This is a genomic window from Acidovorax sp. 93 (assembly GCF_003633835.1).
Lineage (GTDB): Bacteria > Pseudomonadota > Gammaproteobacteria > Burkholderiales > Burkholderiaceae_C > Acidovorax > Acidovorax facilis.
This window is the reverse complement of the sequence record NZ_RBIT01000001.1, coordinates 3,795,790-3,810,062: the sequence shown is the minus strand read 5'-3', so window position 1 is coordinate 3,810,062 and position 14,273 is coordinate 3,795,790. Positions and strand designations below refer to the sequence as shown.

The 14,273-nt window shown below is 65.8% G+C and carries 11 protein-coding genes; 8 read left to right on the top strand and 3 right to left on the bottom strand.

All coding sequences use genetic code 11. From position 1 onward, the window contains the following. The first annotated feature begins 47 nt into the window (after nt 1–47). Complete coding sequence (locus tag C8C93_RS17310; RefSeq protein ID WP_199727044.1) at nt 48–761, top strand: Crp/Fnr family transcriptional regulator; 714 nt, start codon at nt 48–50, stop codon at nt 759–761. 89 nt (nt 762–850) lie between these two features. Here the strand turns inward: C8C93_RS17310 and C8C93_RS17305 are convergent, their stop codons facing one another. Further along, nucleotides 851–2,563 carry a methyl-accepting chemotaxis protein gene (locus C8C93_RS17305; RefSeq protein ID WP_121507713.1) on the bottom strand — a complete coding sequence of 571 codons (1,713 nt, stop codon included), beginning with the start codon at nt 2,561–2,563 and terminating at the stop codon, nt 851–853. 396 nt (nt 2,564–2,959) lie between these two features. Between C8C93_RS17305 and C8C93_RS17300 the strand changes: the two genes are divergently transcribed. The 6 genes from C8C93_RS17300 to C8C93_RS17275 all read left to right on the top strand — a co-directional run bounded on the left by C8C93_RS17300 (nt 2,960) and on the right by C8C93_RS17275 (nt 10,420). After that, nucleotides 2,960–3,856, top strand: coding sequence for a DUF4394 domain-containing protein (locus C8C93_RS17300; RefSeq protein WP_121507712.1), 897 nt, complete (start codon nt 2,960–2,962; stop codon nt 3,854–3,856). After that, the gene (locus tag C8C93_RS17295) at nt 3,853–4,509 is read left to right on the top strand and encodes a methylamine utilization protein (RefSeq protein WP_199727043.1); all 657 of its coding nucleotides are present in this window, start codon (nt 3,853–3,855) and stop codon (nt 4,507–4,509) included. The genes C8C93_RS17300 and C8C93_RS17295 overlap by 4 nt, the downstream gene beginning before the upstream one ends. Continuing rightward, nucleotides 4,506–6,875, top strand: a complete 2,370-nt coding sequence (locus C8C93_RS17290) for a bifunctional diguanylate cyclase/phosphodiesterase (protein WP_199727042.1) — start codon at nt 4,506–4,508, stop codon at nt 6,873–6,875. The genes C8C93_RS17295 and C8C93_RS17290 overlap by 4 nt, the downstream gene beginning before the upstream one ends. A gap of 172 nt (nt 6,876–7,047) precedes the next feature. Next, the gene (locus C8C93_RS17285) at nt 7,048–8,028 is read left to right on the top strand and encodes a pseudouridine synthase (RefSeq protein ID WP_233559478.1); all 981 of its coding nucleotides are present in this window, start codon (nt 7,048–7,050) and stop codon (nt 8,026–8,028) included. 55 nt (nt 8,029–8,083) lie between these two features. Further along, on the top strand, nt 8,084–9,349 hold the full coding sequence (locus tag C8C93_RS17280; RefSeq protein ID WP_121507711.1) for a triacylglycerol lipase: 1,266 nt from the start codon (nt 8,084–8,086) through the stop codon (nt 9,347–9,349). A gap of 135 nt (nt 9,350–9,484) precedes the next feature. Beyond that, nucleotides 9,485–10,420, top strand: a complete 936-nt coding sequence (locus tag C8C93_RS17275; protein WP_121507710.1) for an exopolyphosphatase — start codon at nt 9,485–9,487, stop codon at nt 10,418–10,420. A gap of 61 nt (nt 10,421–10,481) precedes the next feature. Here the strand turns inward: C8C93_RS17275 and aqpZ are convergent, their stop codons facing one another. Then, nucleotides 10,482–11,177 (bottom strand): aquaporin Z, encoded by a 696-nt coding sequence (gene aqpZ, locus C8C93_RS17270; RefSeq protein WP_055400143.1) that lies wholly within the window; start codon nt 11,175–11,177, stop codon nt 10,482–10,484. 322 nt (nt 11,178–11,499) lie between these two features. Between aqpZ and htpG the strand changes: the two genes are divergently transcribed. After that, entirely contained in the window at nt 11,500–13,476 is a 1,977-nt protein-coding gene (gene htpG / locus C8C93_RS17265; protein WP_121507709.1) for a molecular chaperone HtpG, read from the top strand. 120 nt (nt 13,477–13,596) lie between these two features. On the opposite strand, the gene C8C93_RS17260 is transcribed toward htpG, so the two are convergent. Beyond that, nucleotides 13,597–13,905 carry a hypothetical protein gene (locus C8C93_RS17260; protein ID WP_055400148.1) on the bottom strand — a complete coding sequence of 103 codons (309 nt, stop codon included), beginning with the start codon at nt 13,903–13,905 and terminating at the stop codon, nt 13,597–13,599. Nucleotides 13,906–14,273: the final 368 nt, after the last annotated feature.

Below are 14,273 nucleotides of genomic sequence, written 5' to 3'. Positions count from 1 at the left end.
GGCAGACTGCCCTTTTTCATGAGAACCTTCGCGCCATGGACTCACGCATGAACCAGGATCTGTCTTTGCACCAGCGTCGTCGGCCGCCTACGGCGGATGAGCTGGACGGCATTCCCTGGCTGCGACTGCTGCTGCCCGCCGAGCGCGAGCGCGCTGTGGCCTCGTTGCTGGTGGGGGATGCCAAGGCGGGCGACTATGTGTGCCGCGTGGGGCGCCCGGTGACCTACTGGTTTGGTGTGGTCGAGGGTCTGCTCAAGATGAGCACGGACAACGCCCAGGGCCAGACCATGACGTACGCGGGCCTGCCGCCGGGCGGCTGGTTTGGCGAGGGCACCACCATCAAGCGCGAGCCCTACCGCTACAACATCCAGGCGCTGCGCAAGAGTGTGGTGGCGGGGTTGCCGATTGACAGCTTTCACTGGCTGCTGGACCACTCCATCGGCTTCAACCGCTTTGTGATGAACCAGCTCAACGAGCGCCTGGGCCAGTTCATCGCCGCGCGCGAGATCGACCGCCTGAACAACCCCGATGTGCGTGTGGCCCGCAGCCTGGCATCGCTGTTCAACCCGGTGCTGTACCCGGGCGTGGGCGAGGTGCTGCGCATTACTCAGCAGGAGCTGGCTTACCTGGTGGGCCTGTCGCGCCAGCGCGTGAACGAGGCGCTGGCCGCGTTGGAAGCGCAAGGGGCCATCCGTGTGGAATACGGCGGCCTGCGCGTGCTGGACTTGGCCGCGCTTCGGTCGAGTGTGTTTCCCCCCTGAGGCGCTCGGCGCCTGGGGGCGACGCCCTCGCTGCGGGGCGGCCCTTGCCGGGCGTCCCTGGCGTGGGGCGCGCCGGTTTCAAAGTCCGGTTAGCTGCGCGGCAGGGCGCGGGGGCGGGAAGGTGGCGAGGACAGGGGGCGGCTGCCCGTGGTGCGGGCTGGGGCGGGCACAGCCATTGGCGATGCAGAGGGGCTGCCTGTCCCCCAGCTATTGTCATCACCGCCGTCGCGCGTGAGGCGGAAGGTGCCCACCATTTGTGTGAGGCGCCCGGCCTGGTCTTTGAGGCTGTCGGCGGCGGCGGCGCCTTCTTCCACCAGCGCCGCGTTCTGCTGGGTCATTTCTTCCAGCGCACCCACCGAGTGGCTCACGTGGCCAATACGCTGGCTTTGCTCCTGTGTGGCGGCGGTGATCTCGCCCATGATGTCCGACACGCGGCGCACCGAAAGCACCAGTTCTTCAATGGTCTTGCCGGCGTGGTTCACCAGGGTGCTGCCTTCCTGCACCTGGTCGACGCTGGTACCGATCAGCGCCTTGATCTCGCGCGCTGCATTGGCCGAGCGGCCCGCCAGGTTGCGCACCTCGCCCGCCACCACGGCAAAGCCCCGGCCTTGTTCGCCTGCACGGGCGGCTTCGACTGCCGCATTCAGCGCGAGGATGTTGGTCTGGAACGCAATGCCGTCGATCACGCTGATGATGTCGGCGATCTTGCGCGAGCTGGCGCTGATGGTGTCCATGGTGCGCACCACCTGCGACACCACCTCGCCGCCGCGCGTGGCGGCATCCGATGCGGTGGAGGCCAGCTGGTTGGCCTGGCGGGCCGAGTCGGCGCTCTGCGACACCGTACCGGTCAGGTCCACCAGCGAGCTGGCCGCGCTTTGCAGGTTGTGCGAGGTTTGTTCGGTGCGCTGGCTCAGGTCCAGGTTGCCCGAGGCCACTTCCGAGCTGGCGACCAGGATGGAATCTGCCGTCTGGCCAATCTCACCCACCAGGGTGCGCAGGCGTTCCTGCATGGCGGCGATGGCTTCGAGCAGGCGGCCGGTTTCGTCGTGGATGCGCACTTCGACCTGCGAGGTGAGGTCGCCGCGCGCAATGCGTTCGGCCACCACCACGGCGCGGCCAATGGGGGCCGTGATGCTGGTGGTGATGCGCCAGGCAATCAGCGCGCCCAACCCAATGGCCAGCAGCACCAGCAGCCCGCCCACCACGCGGGCCTGGCTCTGCGTGTGCTCGGCCGATGCAGTGGCTTCGGCATTCAGCGTGTTTTGCAGGTCGATGAGTTCGCCCAGTTTGGTGCGCCAGGCGGTTTCGGCGGGCGCCACGCGGGTCATCAGCGCCAGGGTGGCGCTCACGGTATCGCCGTCGTCGGCGGCCTTGATGGCTGTGTCCAGTTCGGGGCGGGTCTTCTTGCCCAGGGCCTGCACTTCGCCCAGCAGTTTGATCTCGGTGGGGGTGGCGTTGGCGGGGGTCAGCAACTCCGCCAGCGCGGCTTCCTGGGTCGCATACAGCTTGAGCGTCTTGGCCACAGCATCAATCTGTTCGCGGGCCTGTTTGGGGTCGATGTCGTTGAGCATGGCCGCCGACCGGCTCTGAATGCCTATGGCGCTCACACTCTCCAGCATGCCATTGACCAGCTTGGCCTTGTTGGCGCCGATGCCCGTGATCTGGCGCATCTGCTCGTGCACCTTGCCCACCGAGAGCTGGCCCACGGCGGCCACCGCCACCAGCAGCACCAGCATGCAGCCAAAGCCCAGGCTCAGCCGGCTGGAAATCGACAGGGATTTGAGTGACGTTGCGGCCTGCATGGTGTTCCTTGGAGTCTCTGGGGACAATGAATCGTGTGGGGTGAACGAAGCAATAAGGGTGCCCGTGTCAGCCACCTGCTGAATGGCCTTGGTCTGCGTCCGGGTTCAAGGCAGTGTAGGCACAAATTACAAAATGTGTCATGACGCTTGCGGATAGTGGTATGCCCAATGTGCATGGGCTCGTTGTTACAAATTTGCGGGCAATTTTTTGCCATTTGTGAAAACGTATGGCGGTATTGTTGCTTCGCAAGATTGCAGATAGAACTGGTGTTTACGCCTGTATTTAAAGCATCAAATGCTATACAAAATATAGCAACCCACTTTCCCTGGATTGCTCTGTGGCCACGCGGGAGTGGCCCATCAGGTATAAATCCGTTACAGATGCGAGGCCCCACGATGAAAGCTCTTTCCTTCCCCTTGGTGCGCCACATGGCTGCTGCAGCGCTGGTAGGCGCCGCGCTGGCGGGTTGCGCCACCGCACCCGCGCCAGAATCCAGCCAGCGCGAACTGGTCGTTGCGATCACGGCCTCGCACGAACTCATCACCTTCCACGCCGGCCAGCCAGACCGCATCCTGGAGCGGCGCCCCGTCACGGGTCTGCCCACAGGTGAGCGGCTGGTGGGTATCGACTTTCGGGTGGCGCGTGGCGTGCTCTATGCGCTCTCTCAGGCGGGCCGCCTGTACACGCTCGACATTCCCACTGGCGCGCTGCGCCCCGTGGGGCCAGCACCAGCGGTCCTGGGCTTGCGGGGCACGGCCTTCGGCTTCGATTTCAACCCTGCGGCCGACCGGATCCGTGTGGTGTCGAACACGGGCCAGAACCTGCGCCTGCACCCCGACACCGGGGCTGCCGTGGATGGCGACCCGGCCGTCGAGGGTGTGCAACCCGACCCGGCCCTGCGCTATGCGTGGAGCGACACCCACGCCGGCCGCAATCCCGACATCGCAGGCGCCGCCTATACCTACAACGCCCAGGACAGCAAGATCACCACCAACTACGCCATCGACCGCACCCTCGGCGTGCTGGTGATGCAGGGCTCACGCGAAGGCACCACGCCTGTGGTGTCGCCCAACACCGGTCAGTTGCGCACCGTGGGGTCGCTGGGGCTGCCACGGCTCACCGACGTGGCGTTCGATATTTCGGACGTCGGCAATACCGCGCTGATTGCGGTGCGCACTTCGGTAGACAGCCACACGCGGCTGCACCTCGTGGACTTGCGCACAGGGGCCACCCGGCCGCTGGGCACCGTGGGTGAAGGCGCCCCCCTGCTGGGCATGGCCATCGAACCATGACCACCAGCTGCCATGCCCAGCGCACCAGGGCTTTGTCTGCGCTGACCGGCGTGGTTGTGGTGTTTGTGGCGTGTCTGGCAGGCCTGCCCACCGCTGCCCAGGCTGCCACAGTGCAGGTGGAGGTGCTGGATGCGGCGGGCAGGCCGCTGCCAGACGCCGTGGTGTTTCTCGAATCCGCCGATGCCCGCAAGGCGGTCAGGCCGCTGTCCGGTGCGGAGATGGCGCAGGAAAAGCGGCAGTTTGTGCCCGGCGTGCTCGTGGTGCCCGTAGGCACCGAGGTGCGGTTCCCCAACCATGATTCGGTGCGCCACCACGTCTATTCGTTCTCGCCGGCCAAGAAGTTCGAACTCAAGCTCTATACAGGCACGCCTTCCAACCCTGTGCTGTTCGACCGCCCTGGTGTGGCCGTGCTGGGCTGCAATATCCACGACCAGATGGTTGGCTGGATTGTGGTGGTGGACACCCCGTACTACGCCCGCACACCTGCCGCACCGGGCCGGGCGCAGATCGACAACGTGCCGCCCGGCACCTACACCTTGCGCACCTGGCACACGCGGTTGCCCGTGGGCGCGCCCGCGCAGGAGCAGGCGCTCACGGTGCCCGCCACGGGTGCTGCGGCGGCATCGGTGCGTTTGGCAGGGCTGCAGCCTTGAACCGGAAGAAGCTGTGCGAACTGGGGCGCAGCCTGATCTTGCGGCTGATTGGGCTCACGTTGCTGCTGCTGCTCATCGTGCAGGCTGCAGGTTTTGCCGTGGTGCGCGCCACCATCGAGCGCAATGCCCGTGCGCAGATTGCCCAGGCCCTGGACCTGGATGAAAACGTCTGGCGCCGTCTGTTGGAGCAGAACGCCGACAAGCTGCGCCAGGGTTCGGCCTTGCTGGCCGCCGACTACGGTTTTCGCTCGGCCGTGAATTCGGGCGACGAGGAGACCATCCAGTCGGTGCTCGAAAACCACGGCAACCGCATTGGCGCGGCGGTCACCGCGCTGCTGGGCACCGACCTGGAACTGCGCGCGGTCAGCCTGGCGGGCAACATGGAGGCGTTTCCGGCCACGTTGCGCGCGCTGGTGCCGCCGCTGGCCGCCCAGCCGCAGGGCAGCCAGATCGCGGTGATGGGCGGCGTGCCCTACCAGTTCGTGATGGTTCCGCTGCGCGCACCGGTGGTCATTGGCTGGGTACTGATGGGGTTCCCGGTCAACCAGCCGCTGGCCGATGAGATGCGGCAGCTGCTGGCGGTGCACGTGGCGCTGGTCGTGAAGGGCGAGGACGGCAGGGCCAAGGTGCCCGTCAGCACGCTGCCGCCAGGCTCGCTGGCGCTGCTGCAGCGCGAGGGTGTGCCCTCTGGCGAGCTGCAGACGCCCGAGGGCATCCTGCTGGCGAGGGCCATTCGCCTGGACAGCGTGGGGGGCGAGGTGCAGGCGCTGCTGCTGCGGTCGGTGGAGGAAGTGCTCGCCCCCTACCGGCAGCTGCAGGTGCTGCTGGCCATCATCACCGTGGCGGGGGTGATGCTGTTTGCGGTGGGCACGGGGCTGGTCGCACAACGCCTGACCACGCCGCTGCGCTCGCTGCTGACCGCCACGCAGCGGCTGTCGCGCGGTGAATACGATGTGCCGCTGGAACACACCGACCGCAGCGACGAGATTGGCAACCTCGCACGTTCGTTCGATCACATGCGCAGGGACATTGCTGCGCAGCAAACCGAGGTCCGCCGCCTGGCCTATTGGGATCGCCTCACGGGCCTGCCCAACCGGGAGCGCTTTCGCGAGGCGGTGGTGTTGGCCATTGCGCGCAGCACCGGCGGCGCGGAGCCTCCGCACCCGCTGGCCGTGCTCACGCTCGACCTGGACCGCTTCAAACACGTGAACGACGTGCTAGGCTATTCCTTTGGTGACCGCCTGCTGCAGGCGGTGGCCGAGCGGCTGCGCCAGCAGGTGCCATCGCCCGAGAACATGGTCGCCCGCCTGGGCGGCAACGAATTCGCCGTGCTGCTGCGGGGCGCCGATGCGGCCACCGCCCATGCCACGGCGCTGCGCATCACCCAATCGTTCGAAGAGCCGCTGGCCTTCGAGGACCAGACGGTGGACCTGAGTGCGGGCATTGGCATTGCCTGCTGGCCTGGTGATGCCGACGATGCCGACACGCTGCTGAGCCGTTCCGAGATCGCCATGTATGCCGCCAAGCGCAGGCTCAGCGGGGCACAGCAGTACGACGCCTCATTTGATTCGGCCAGCGCGCAGACCCTGTCGCTGCTGACCGAGCTGCGCCACGCGGTGGAGCACCACGAGCTGCGCCTGTACCTGCAGCCCAAGGTGCCGCTGCACGGGCAGCCCGGCCGGGCTGCCGAGGCCCTGGTGCGCTGGCAGCACCCGCAGCGCGGCCTGGTGCCGCCCATGCAGTTCATTCCGTTTGCCGAACAGACGGGGTTCGTGCGGCAGCTCACGCTGTGGATGTTCGAAGAGGTGGCGCGCCTGCTGGCCGACCCGCGCACCCAGGGCCTGGCGCTGCGGGTGTCGGTCAACCTGTCCACACGCGATCTGCTCGACCCGGAACTCAGCACCCGCCTTGCCGACATTCTGGTGCGCCATGGCGTGCCGGCCAGTGCCTTCTGCCTGGAGATCACCGAAAGCGCCATCATGGACGACCCCCAGCGCGCCGAGGCCATGCTCAACCGGCTGTCGGAGCAGGGCTTCAAGCTGTCGATTGACGACTTCGGCACCGGCTATTCCTCGCTGGCCTACCTCAAGCGCCTGCCGGTCCATGAGCTCAAGATCGACAAGTCGTTTGTGATGGGCATGGAGACGGGCGAGGACGACGCGATGATCGTGCGCTCGACCATCGATCTGGCGCACAACCTGGGGCTCACCGTGGTGGCCGAGGGGGTGGAAACCGCCGCCATTCTGGAGCGCTTGCGCACCCTGGCGTGCGATGAGGCGCAGGGCTATCACATTGCACGACCACTGCCGGTCGATGATTTCCTGGCCTGGCAAGAGGGGCAGGCGCATCAGGTGCGCCAGGAGTAAGTTTCTTTAGTTCTTGGTCTGCCAGGCCCCGCAGGCGAAAATACGCGCAATGTCTCCTCCTTCCAGTTCTCGCCCGCCTGCCGGCCCCGCTGCTGCCCCCGCCCCTGCGCCGGCTGCAGGCGCCAGCGCACCAGCGGCACCCGCAACCCGTCCTGTTCTCCGCCGTCCCGCCGTGGCCGCCAAAGCCGCTCCCGTCCGGCCTGCGCCGCCGCCGCGCGCTGCCAGGGCGCCCGCGCCCCCCAACTACCGCACGGCGTCGGGCTCGTTTGTTGCGCCCATCAAGCAAGCGCCCGAACGGGCGTCCGCGACGATCACCGTGAACGGCATGGTCAGCTCCCGCCTGAACAAGCGCATGGCCGAGCTGGGCCTGTGCTCGCGGCGCGAGGCGGACGACTGGATCGCCCAGGGCTGGGTGAAGGTCAATGGCCAGGTGGCCGAAATGGGCGTGCAGGTGTTGCCTACCGACCGCATCGACGTGGACAAGGTTGCCCAGGGTTTCCAGGAGCAGCGCGTCACCATCCTGCTGAACAAGCCCATCGGCTATGTGAGCGGCCAGGCCGAGGATGGCCACACGCCCGCGGTGGCATTGATCAACCCCCGCACGCACTGGCGTGACGACCCCAGCCGCAACCGATTTTCTCCGCCGCAGCTGCGTGGCCTGGCGCCTGCGGGGCGGCTCGATATCGACTCGGTGGGCCTCTTGGTGCTGACCCAGGATGGTCGGGTGGCCCGGCAGATCATTGGTGAGGACTCCGAGATGGAAAAGGAGTACCTGGTGCGCGTCGTTTACCAGGCACCGGGTCAAGTGGTGCCACGCCATCCCAGTGAGCGCTCCGCGCCGCTGCAGGAGATTGACGAGCGCGATCCTGTCAGCACCAATGTGCAGGCGGTGTTTCCCCCCGCGTTGCTGGCCCGGCTGCGCCATGGCCTGAGCCTGGACGGCGAGCCGCTCAAGCCCGCCAAGGTCGATTGGCAGAACCCCGAGCAACTGCGGTTTGTGCTGACGGAGGGCAAGAAGCGCCAGATCCGCCGCATGTGCGAGCTGGTGGGTCTCAAGGTGGTGGGGCTCAAGCGCATTCGCATCGGCCGCGTCACCCTGGGCAATCTGCCGGTGGGGCAGTGGCGCTACCTGTCTCCCAGCGAGCGGTTCTGAGTACCACCAGGCTCCCCGCGTCACCGCACTGCATCCCTTGAACGGAGCCTTCTCCATGCCTACCCCACCGCGACCGCGCGCTGATGCTGCCAACGCCGCCAAACCCCATCCGCTGCGCCAGTTGCGTGCGTCCGACTTGCGGGGAGTGGCGCGGTTGGCCACACAGGCCACCACGGGCATCAGCCGCGTGGCCGAGGGGGTGCACCAGTCGGTGCTGGGCACGCTGGGCCTGCCTGGAGGGGCGCAGCCGGGCCAGGCGCGCGGCCTGACCGGGCTGGTCTACCAGAGCATTCGGGGCGTGACACGCCTGGTGGACGCGGGCCTGCAGGCAGGCCTGGCGCGGCTGGAGCCGTTTTTTGAACCCGATGCGCCGCCCACCGCAGTGCAGTGGGAGCGCGAGGCCGTGCTCGCCGCCCTCAACGGCGTGATGGGCGACCGCCTGCAGCGCGACGACAACCCACTGTGCACCCGCATGGGGTTCTACCGGGATGGGCTGCCTTTGGACCTGCCCGCCCTGGCCGCCAGCGGCGGGGCCACGGGCAAGCTCTTGGTGCTGGTCCATGGCCTGTGCATGAACGATCTGCAGTGGCTGCACCAGGGCCATGACCATGGCGCCCACCTCGCGCAGGCGCTGGGCTATACGCCGGTCTACCTGCGCTACAACACGGGCCTGCACACGTCCGCCAATGGTGCCGAGCTGGCCGCCCAGCTGGAATCCCTGGTGGCGGCCTGGCCCGTGCCCGTGAAGGAGGTAGCGGTGCTGGCCCACAGCATGGGCGGCCTGGTGGCCCGCAGTGCCTGCCACCAGGCGGCGGCTGCGGGGCAGGGCTGGCTGGCGCTGCTGCGCCACCTCGTATTTTTGGGAACGCCCCACCATGGCGCACCGCTGGAGCGCGCGGGGCACTGGGTGGACATCCTGCTGGGCAGCACGCCGTATTCCCGGCCGTTTGCCCGGTTGGCGCAGCTGCGCAGCGCGGGCATTACCGACTTGCGCCATGGCCATGTGCTGGAGGCCGACTGGCAGGGGCGTGACCGCTTCGTGCGGCACCCCGACCGGCGCACCCCCGTGCCCCTGCCCGAAGGGGTGGCCTGCCATGCCGTGGCCGCCACGCTGGCGGCGCAGCGCAGTCCGGCGGCCGAGCGGCTGGTGGGGGACGGGTTGGTGCCATTGCACAGTGCCCTGGGCATCCATGATGATGCGAAACGAACCCTGGGGTTTGCCAAGAGTCGGCAAGCCGTGTTCCACCGGATGGGCCACCTGGCGTTGCTGGGAGATGCGGGTGTGGCGCAGCAGCTGGAGCAATGGCTGCAGCCTGCGTGAAGACAAGCAAAAAGCAGGCAACACGGCAGAACCGGAAAAGCGGTTCGGATGGCCTGTTTTTCCCCGCCAGCGGTCTTGCCGGGTGTGAGGCCACCGCTACCATGTGGCCACGAGATATGTAACAAGGAGAAGCTAGTGAGTGACGTGAAATACCGCCTGGTAACCCGCAGCGACTTTGACGGCTTGGTGTGCGCCGTGCTGCTCAATGAGCTCAACCTCATCGACGAGATCACCTTCGTCCACCCCAAGGACATGCAGGACGGCAAGATTGCCATCACCAGCCGTGACATCACCACCAACCTGCCCTATGTGCCCGGGGCCCATTTGGTGTTCGACCACCACGAGTCCGAAACGGTGCGCAATTCGGGGCGGCGCTCCGAAAACCACATCATCGAAGCCCATGCCCCCTCGGCAGCCCGTGTGGTCTACAACCACTACGGCGGCAAGGCGGCTTTTCCGCGCATCACCGACGAGATGATGGCGGCGGTGGACCAGGCCGACTCGGCCCAGTATTCGCGCGAAGACATCCTCGACCCCCAGGGCTGGGTGCTGCTGAACTACATGATGGATTCGCGCACGGGCCTGGGGCGCTTTCGCGAATTCCGCATCAGCAACTACGCACTGATGATGGATCTCATCCAGTACTGCCGCGACCACACCATTGAAGAGATCCTGGCCCTGCCCGATGTGCAGGAGCGCGTGCAGCTTTACCGCGAACACGCCCCCAAGGCCCAGGAGCAGTTGCAGCGCTGCGCCATCCGCATCGGCAAGCTGGTCGTGCTCGATCTGCGCGAGGAGGACACCATCTGGGCCACCAACCGTTTCATGATCTACGCGCTGTTCCCTGACTGCAACATCTCCATCCACGTGATGTGGGGGTTGCAAAAACAGAACACGGTGCTGGCCACCGGCAAGTCCATCCTGGACCGCAGCAGCCAGGTTCACATCGGCAACCTCATGCTGGAGTTTGGGGGCGGTGGGCATGCGGCAGCGGGCACCTGCCAGGTGGCCAATGACAAGGCCGACCAGATCCTGCAGTCGCTGGTGCAGCGCATCACGGTCGAAGGCTGACCGGCAAAGCAACAGGGGGCGGGCGGCAAGGCCATGCGCCTTGCTTGCCGCCCCTTCGCGATCAGTCGTCGCTCAGCAGCGCGCGGTAGATGGCAGCGCCCAGCAGTGCGCCGGCAATGGGCGCGGCCCAGAAGACCCACAGTTCCGACAGCGCATAGGCTGGGCCAAACAGCGCCGGACCAGTGCTGCGGGCCGGGTTGACCGAGGTGTTGGTCACCGGGATGGAGATCAGGTGAATGAGCGTGAGGCACATGCCGATGGCCAGCCCGCCAAAGCCGCTCGCCGCACGTTTGGCCGTGGCGCCCAGGATCACGATGAGGAAGATGGCTGTCAGCACGACCTCCGTCACCACGGCGGCCATCAGCCCATAGCCGCCGGGGGAGTGTTCGCCATAGCCGTTGGTGGCAAAGCCCCCGATGTCTGCGCCCGGCTTGCCCGTGGCAATGAGGTACAGCACGGCCGCTGCAGCAATGGCGCCCAGCACCTGGGCCACCACGTAGCCCGGCAGCTCGGACGCCTTGAACCGGCCCCCCAACGCCAACCCTACCGACACGGCAGGGTTGAAATGCCCGCCCGAGATCGGCCCCAGCGCATAGGCCCCGGTCAGCACCGTGAGGCCAAAGGCCAGGGACACGCCGACAAAACCGATACCCAGCTGCGGGAAGGCGGCAGCCAGCACGGCGCTGCCGCAACCGCCAAATGTCAGCCAGAACGTGCCGAGGAACTCAGCGGACCATTTTTTCAGGGATGTGGGCATGGCAAGAGGGCTCCGGAGGAAAGGGGGCAGAGGATGGGAAGGCGGCCTCGCACCCAGCGCCTTCGGTGGCGTGCATCTTATGGGGTCTAAATGACAGAAATTGCTGCCAAATGCCTGCAAATTGTCAACAATCTTCAGCGCCGAAGTGGCTGTGCGGGATGGCTTCGGTGCGGGCCGCGGGTGGTGAGGGGTGTGCGCCGCACAGTGCAACCCTTGAAATCACCGAGTCCGCCCCGAGGTGAACACGCGCGAATGCCGTTCCTGGCCTCCTGGGCGTGAAACGCGTTCTTTTTGCACCTTACACAGCAACCTCCAAGACACCATGAGCACAAAACAAACCCTGTCTTTCCAGGCCGAAGTAGCGCAACTGCTGCACCTGGTCACCCATTCGCTGTATTCCAACCAGGAGATCTTCCTGCGCGAGCTGATCTCCAACGCGTCGGACGCCTGCGACAAGCTGCGTTTTGAAGGCCTGAACAACTCCGCGCTGTTTGAAGACGCCCCCAACCTCGAAGTGCGCGTGACCTTCGACAAGGCCGCCAAGACGCTGACCATCACCGACAACGGCATCGGCATGAGCCAGCAAGAAGCCATCGACCACCTGGGCACCATCGCCAAGAGCGGTACCAAGGACTTCATGGGCCGTCTCTCAGGCGACCAGAAGGCGGATGCCCAGCTCATCGGCCAGTTCGGCGTGGGCTTTTACTCCGGCTTCATCGTGGCCGACAAGATCACCGTGGAATCGCGCCGCGCGGGCCTGAAGGCCGAAGAAGGCGTGCGCTGGATCAGTGGCGGCACGGGCGACTTCGAGGTGGAAACCATCACCCGCGCCCAGCGCGGCACCAGCATCATCCTGCACCTGCGCGACGACTCCGAGGAATACCTCAACGCCTGGAAGCTCAAGCAGGTCATCGCCAAATACTCCGACCACATCAGCCTGCCCATCCTGATGGAAAAGGAAGAGTGGAAAGACGGCGAGCTGATCAACCCCAACGACGAAAACGGTGGCCGCCAGCCCGGCGGCATGGTCAAGACCGGCGAGTGGGAAACCATCAACAAGGCCAGCGCCCTGTGGACGCGCCCCAAGAAGGACATCACCGACGAGCAGTACGCCGAGTTCTACAAGACCATCAGCCACGATCACGAAGCCCCACTGACATGGGCGCACAACCGCGTGGAAGGCAACACCGAGTACACGCAGCTGCTGTACATCCCCGCCAAGGCGCCGTTTGACCTGTGGAACCGCGACAAGAAGGCTGGCGTGAAGCTGTATGTGAAGCGTGTGTTCATCATGGACGACGCCGAAGCGCTGATGCCCACCTACCTGCGCTTCGTCAAGGGTGTGATCGACTCGGCCGACCTGCCGCTGAACGTGAGCCGCGAGCTGCTGCAGGAAAGCCGCGACGTGCGTGCCATCCGCGAAGGCTCGACCAAGCGCGTGCTCTCGATGCTGGAAGACCTGGCCAAACACGACAAGCACGACACCGCCGCCAATGCCGACGGCGTGACCGATGTGGTGGATGCCGACGACAAGGCCAAGGAAGGCAAGTACACGCAGTTCTACAGCGAGTTTGGCGCCGTACTCAAGGAAGGTCTGGGCGAAGATTTTGGCAACCGGGAGCGCCTGGCCAAGCTGCTGCGCTTTGCCAGCACCACCAGCGACGCCGTGACGGTCGGTTTTGCCGATTACAAGGCCCGCATGAAGGAAGGCCAGGAGGCGATCTACTACATCACCGCCGACACCCTGGCCGCTGCCAAGAACAGCCCGCAGCTCGAAGTCTTCAAGAAGAAGGGCATCGAAGTGCTGTTGATGACCGACCGCGTGGACGAGTGGGCGTTGAACTACCTGCACGAGTTTGACGGCACGCCGCTGCAAAGCGTGGCCAAGGGCGCGGTGGACCTGGGCAAGCTGCAGGACGAAGCCGAGAAGAAGGCCGCCGAAGAAGCTGCCGAAGCCTTCAAGCCTGTGCTGGCCAAGCTGAAAGAAGCGCTCAAGGACAAGGCCGAAGACGTGCGCGTGACCACGCGCCTGGTCGATTCACCCGCCTGCCTGGTGGTGCAGGACGATGGCATGAGCACCCAGCTGGCGCGCATGCTCAAGCAGGCCGGCCAGCAGGCGCCCGAGACCAAGCCTGTGCTGGAGGTGAATGCCGAGCACGCGCTGGTCAAGAAGCTCGATGGCAGCGTGCACTTCCACGACCTGGCGCACATCCTGTTCGACCAGGCGCTGCTGGCCGAGGGCGGCTTGCCTGAAGACCCCGCCGCGTATGTGAAGCGCGTGAACGCCTTGCTGGTGTAAAAATTTAGGCCAAATCGGCCTCTGGCGCTTGTCCATCAAGCGCTAGGTGCTATAAAAATAGTAGTAAAAACCGGTGGTGCCTGGCACCACCGGTTTTTTTATGGGGCTTTACAAAGCCGCTCAATCTTCGGGCTGGGCCTGCTCCAGGATGCGGCTGTGTGCCTGGTTGCGTTCCTGTGAGGGGGTGTCGATCAGCTCCTTGAGCGCGCCCTCTGGCAAACGCAGTCCCTTGCGCCGGTCGTTCTTGACCGGCAGGTTGCGCCAGCCCGACAGCACCAGCCAGTCCCACAGTTCCCTGGGCAGCGGATGGGTGACGGCCATCTTGACCTGCCCCCGCAGGATCACGGTGCCCACGGCGGGCAAAGGCCCCACGGGGGCGGGCTTGCGCTTCTGGCGAATGGAGAGGAGCGTGCGAAACATGTCCTTCATGGGTGGGCCAACTCGCGGTAGATCGAAGATGGCGCAGCATAGCCCAGGGGCCCCCAGCCGGTCCACCACCCGTGTTGCCAACCGGCGGGGAGTGCACCCGTGGTGCAAACAATACGCAATACCGTTCGCGACCGTTAACGATTGTTGCCGCGCGGATTACGCCCCCGTCCGTCGATAAATTCCAACCCAGCCTTGGTCCGTGGCGGCCACGGTACATCCACGCACTCCCTGCATTTTTTGCCAGCCCCTCGGGGCCTGGTGAGGTTGCGGCGTGGCCGGAAGTCGGAGCCATTCACCTCAGGAGTATTTTTGATGCTTTATCGATTGACGCGATCTTGGGAAGGCGCATGCGCCTTCTGGCGCGCGCG

What these genes read in the sequence shown, in the direction of transcription:
- aqpZ (WP_055400143.1), bottom strand. Translation starts at nt 11,177, where the DNA reads ATGCCCACATCCCTGAAAAAATGGTCCGCTGAGTTCCTCGGCACGTTC.
- C8C93_RS17300 (WP_121507712.1), top strand. Translation starts at nt 2,960, where the DNA reads ATGAAAGCTCTTTCCTTCCCCTTGGTGCGCCACATGGCTGCTGCAGCG.
- C8C93_RS17305 (WP_121507713.1), bottom strand. Translation starts at nt 2,563, where the DNA reads ATGCAGGCCGCAACGTCACTCAAATCCCTGTCGATTTCCAGCCGGCTG.
- C8C93_RS17295 (WP_199727043.1), top strand. Translation starts at nt 3,853, where the DNA reads ATGACCACCAGCTGCCATGCCCAGCGCACCAGGGCTTTGTCTGCGCTG.
- C8C93_RS17280 (WP_121507711.1), top strand. Translation starts at nt 8,084, where the DNA reads ATGCCTACCCCACCGCGACCGCGCGCTGATGCTGCCAACGCCGCCAAA.
- C8C93_RS17310 (WP_199727044.1), top strand. Translation starts at nt 48, where the DNA reads ATGAACCAGGATCTGTCTTTGCACCAGCGTCGTCGGCCGCCTACGGCG.
- C8C93_RS17260 (WP_055400148.1), bottom strand. Translation starts at nt 13,905, where the DNA reads ATGAAGGACATGTTTCGCACGCTCCTCTCCATTCGCCAGAAGCGCAAG.
- htpG (WP_121507709.1), top strand. Translation starts at nt 11,500, where the DNA reads ATGAGCACAAAACAAACCCTGTCTTTCCAGGCCGAAGTAGCGCAACTG.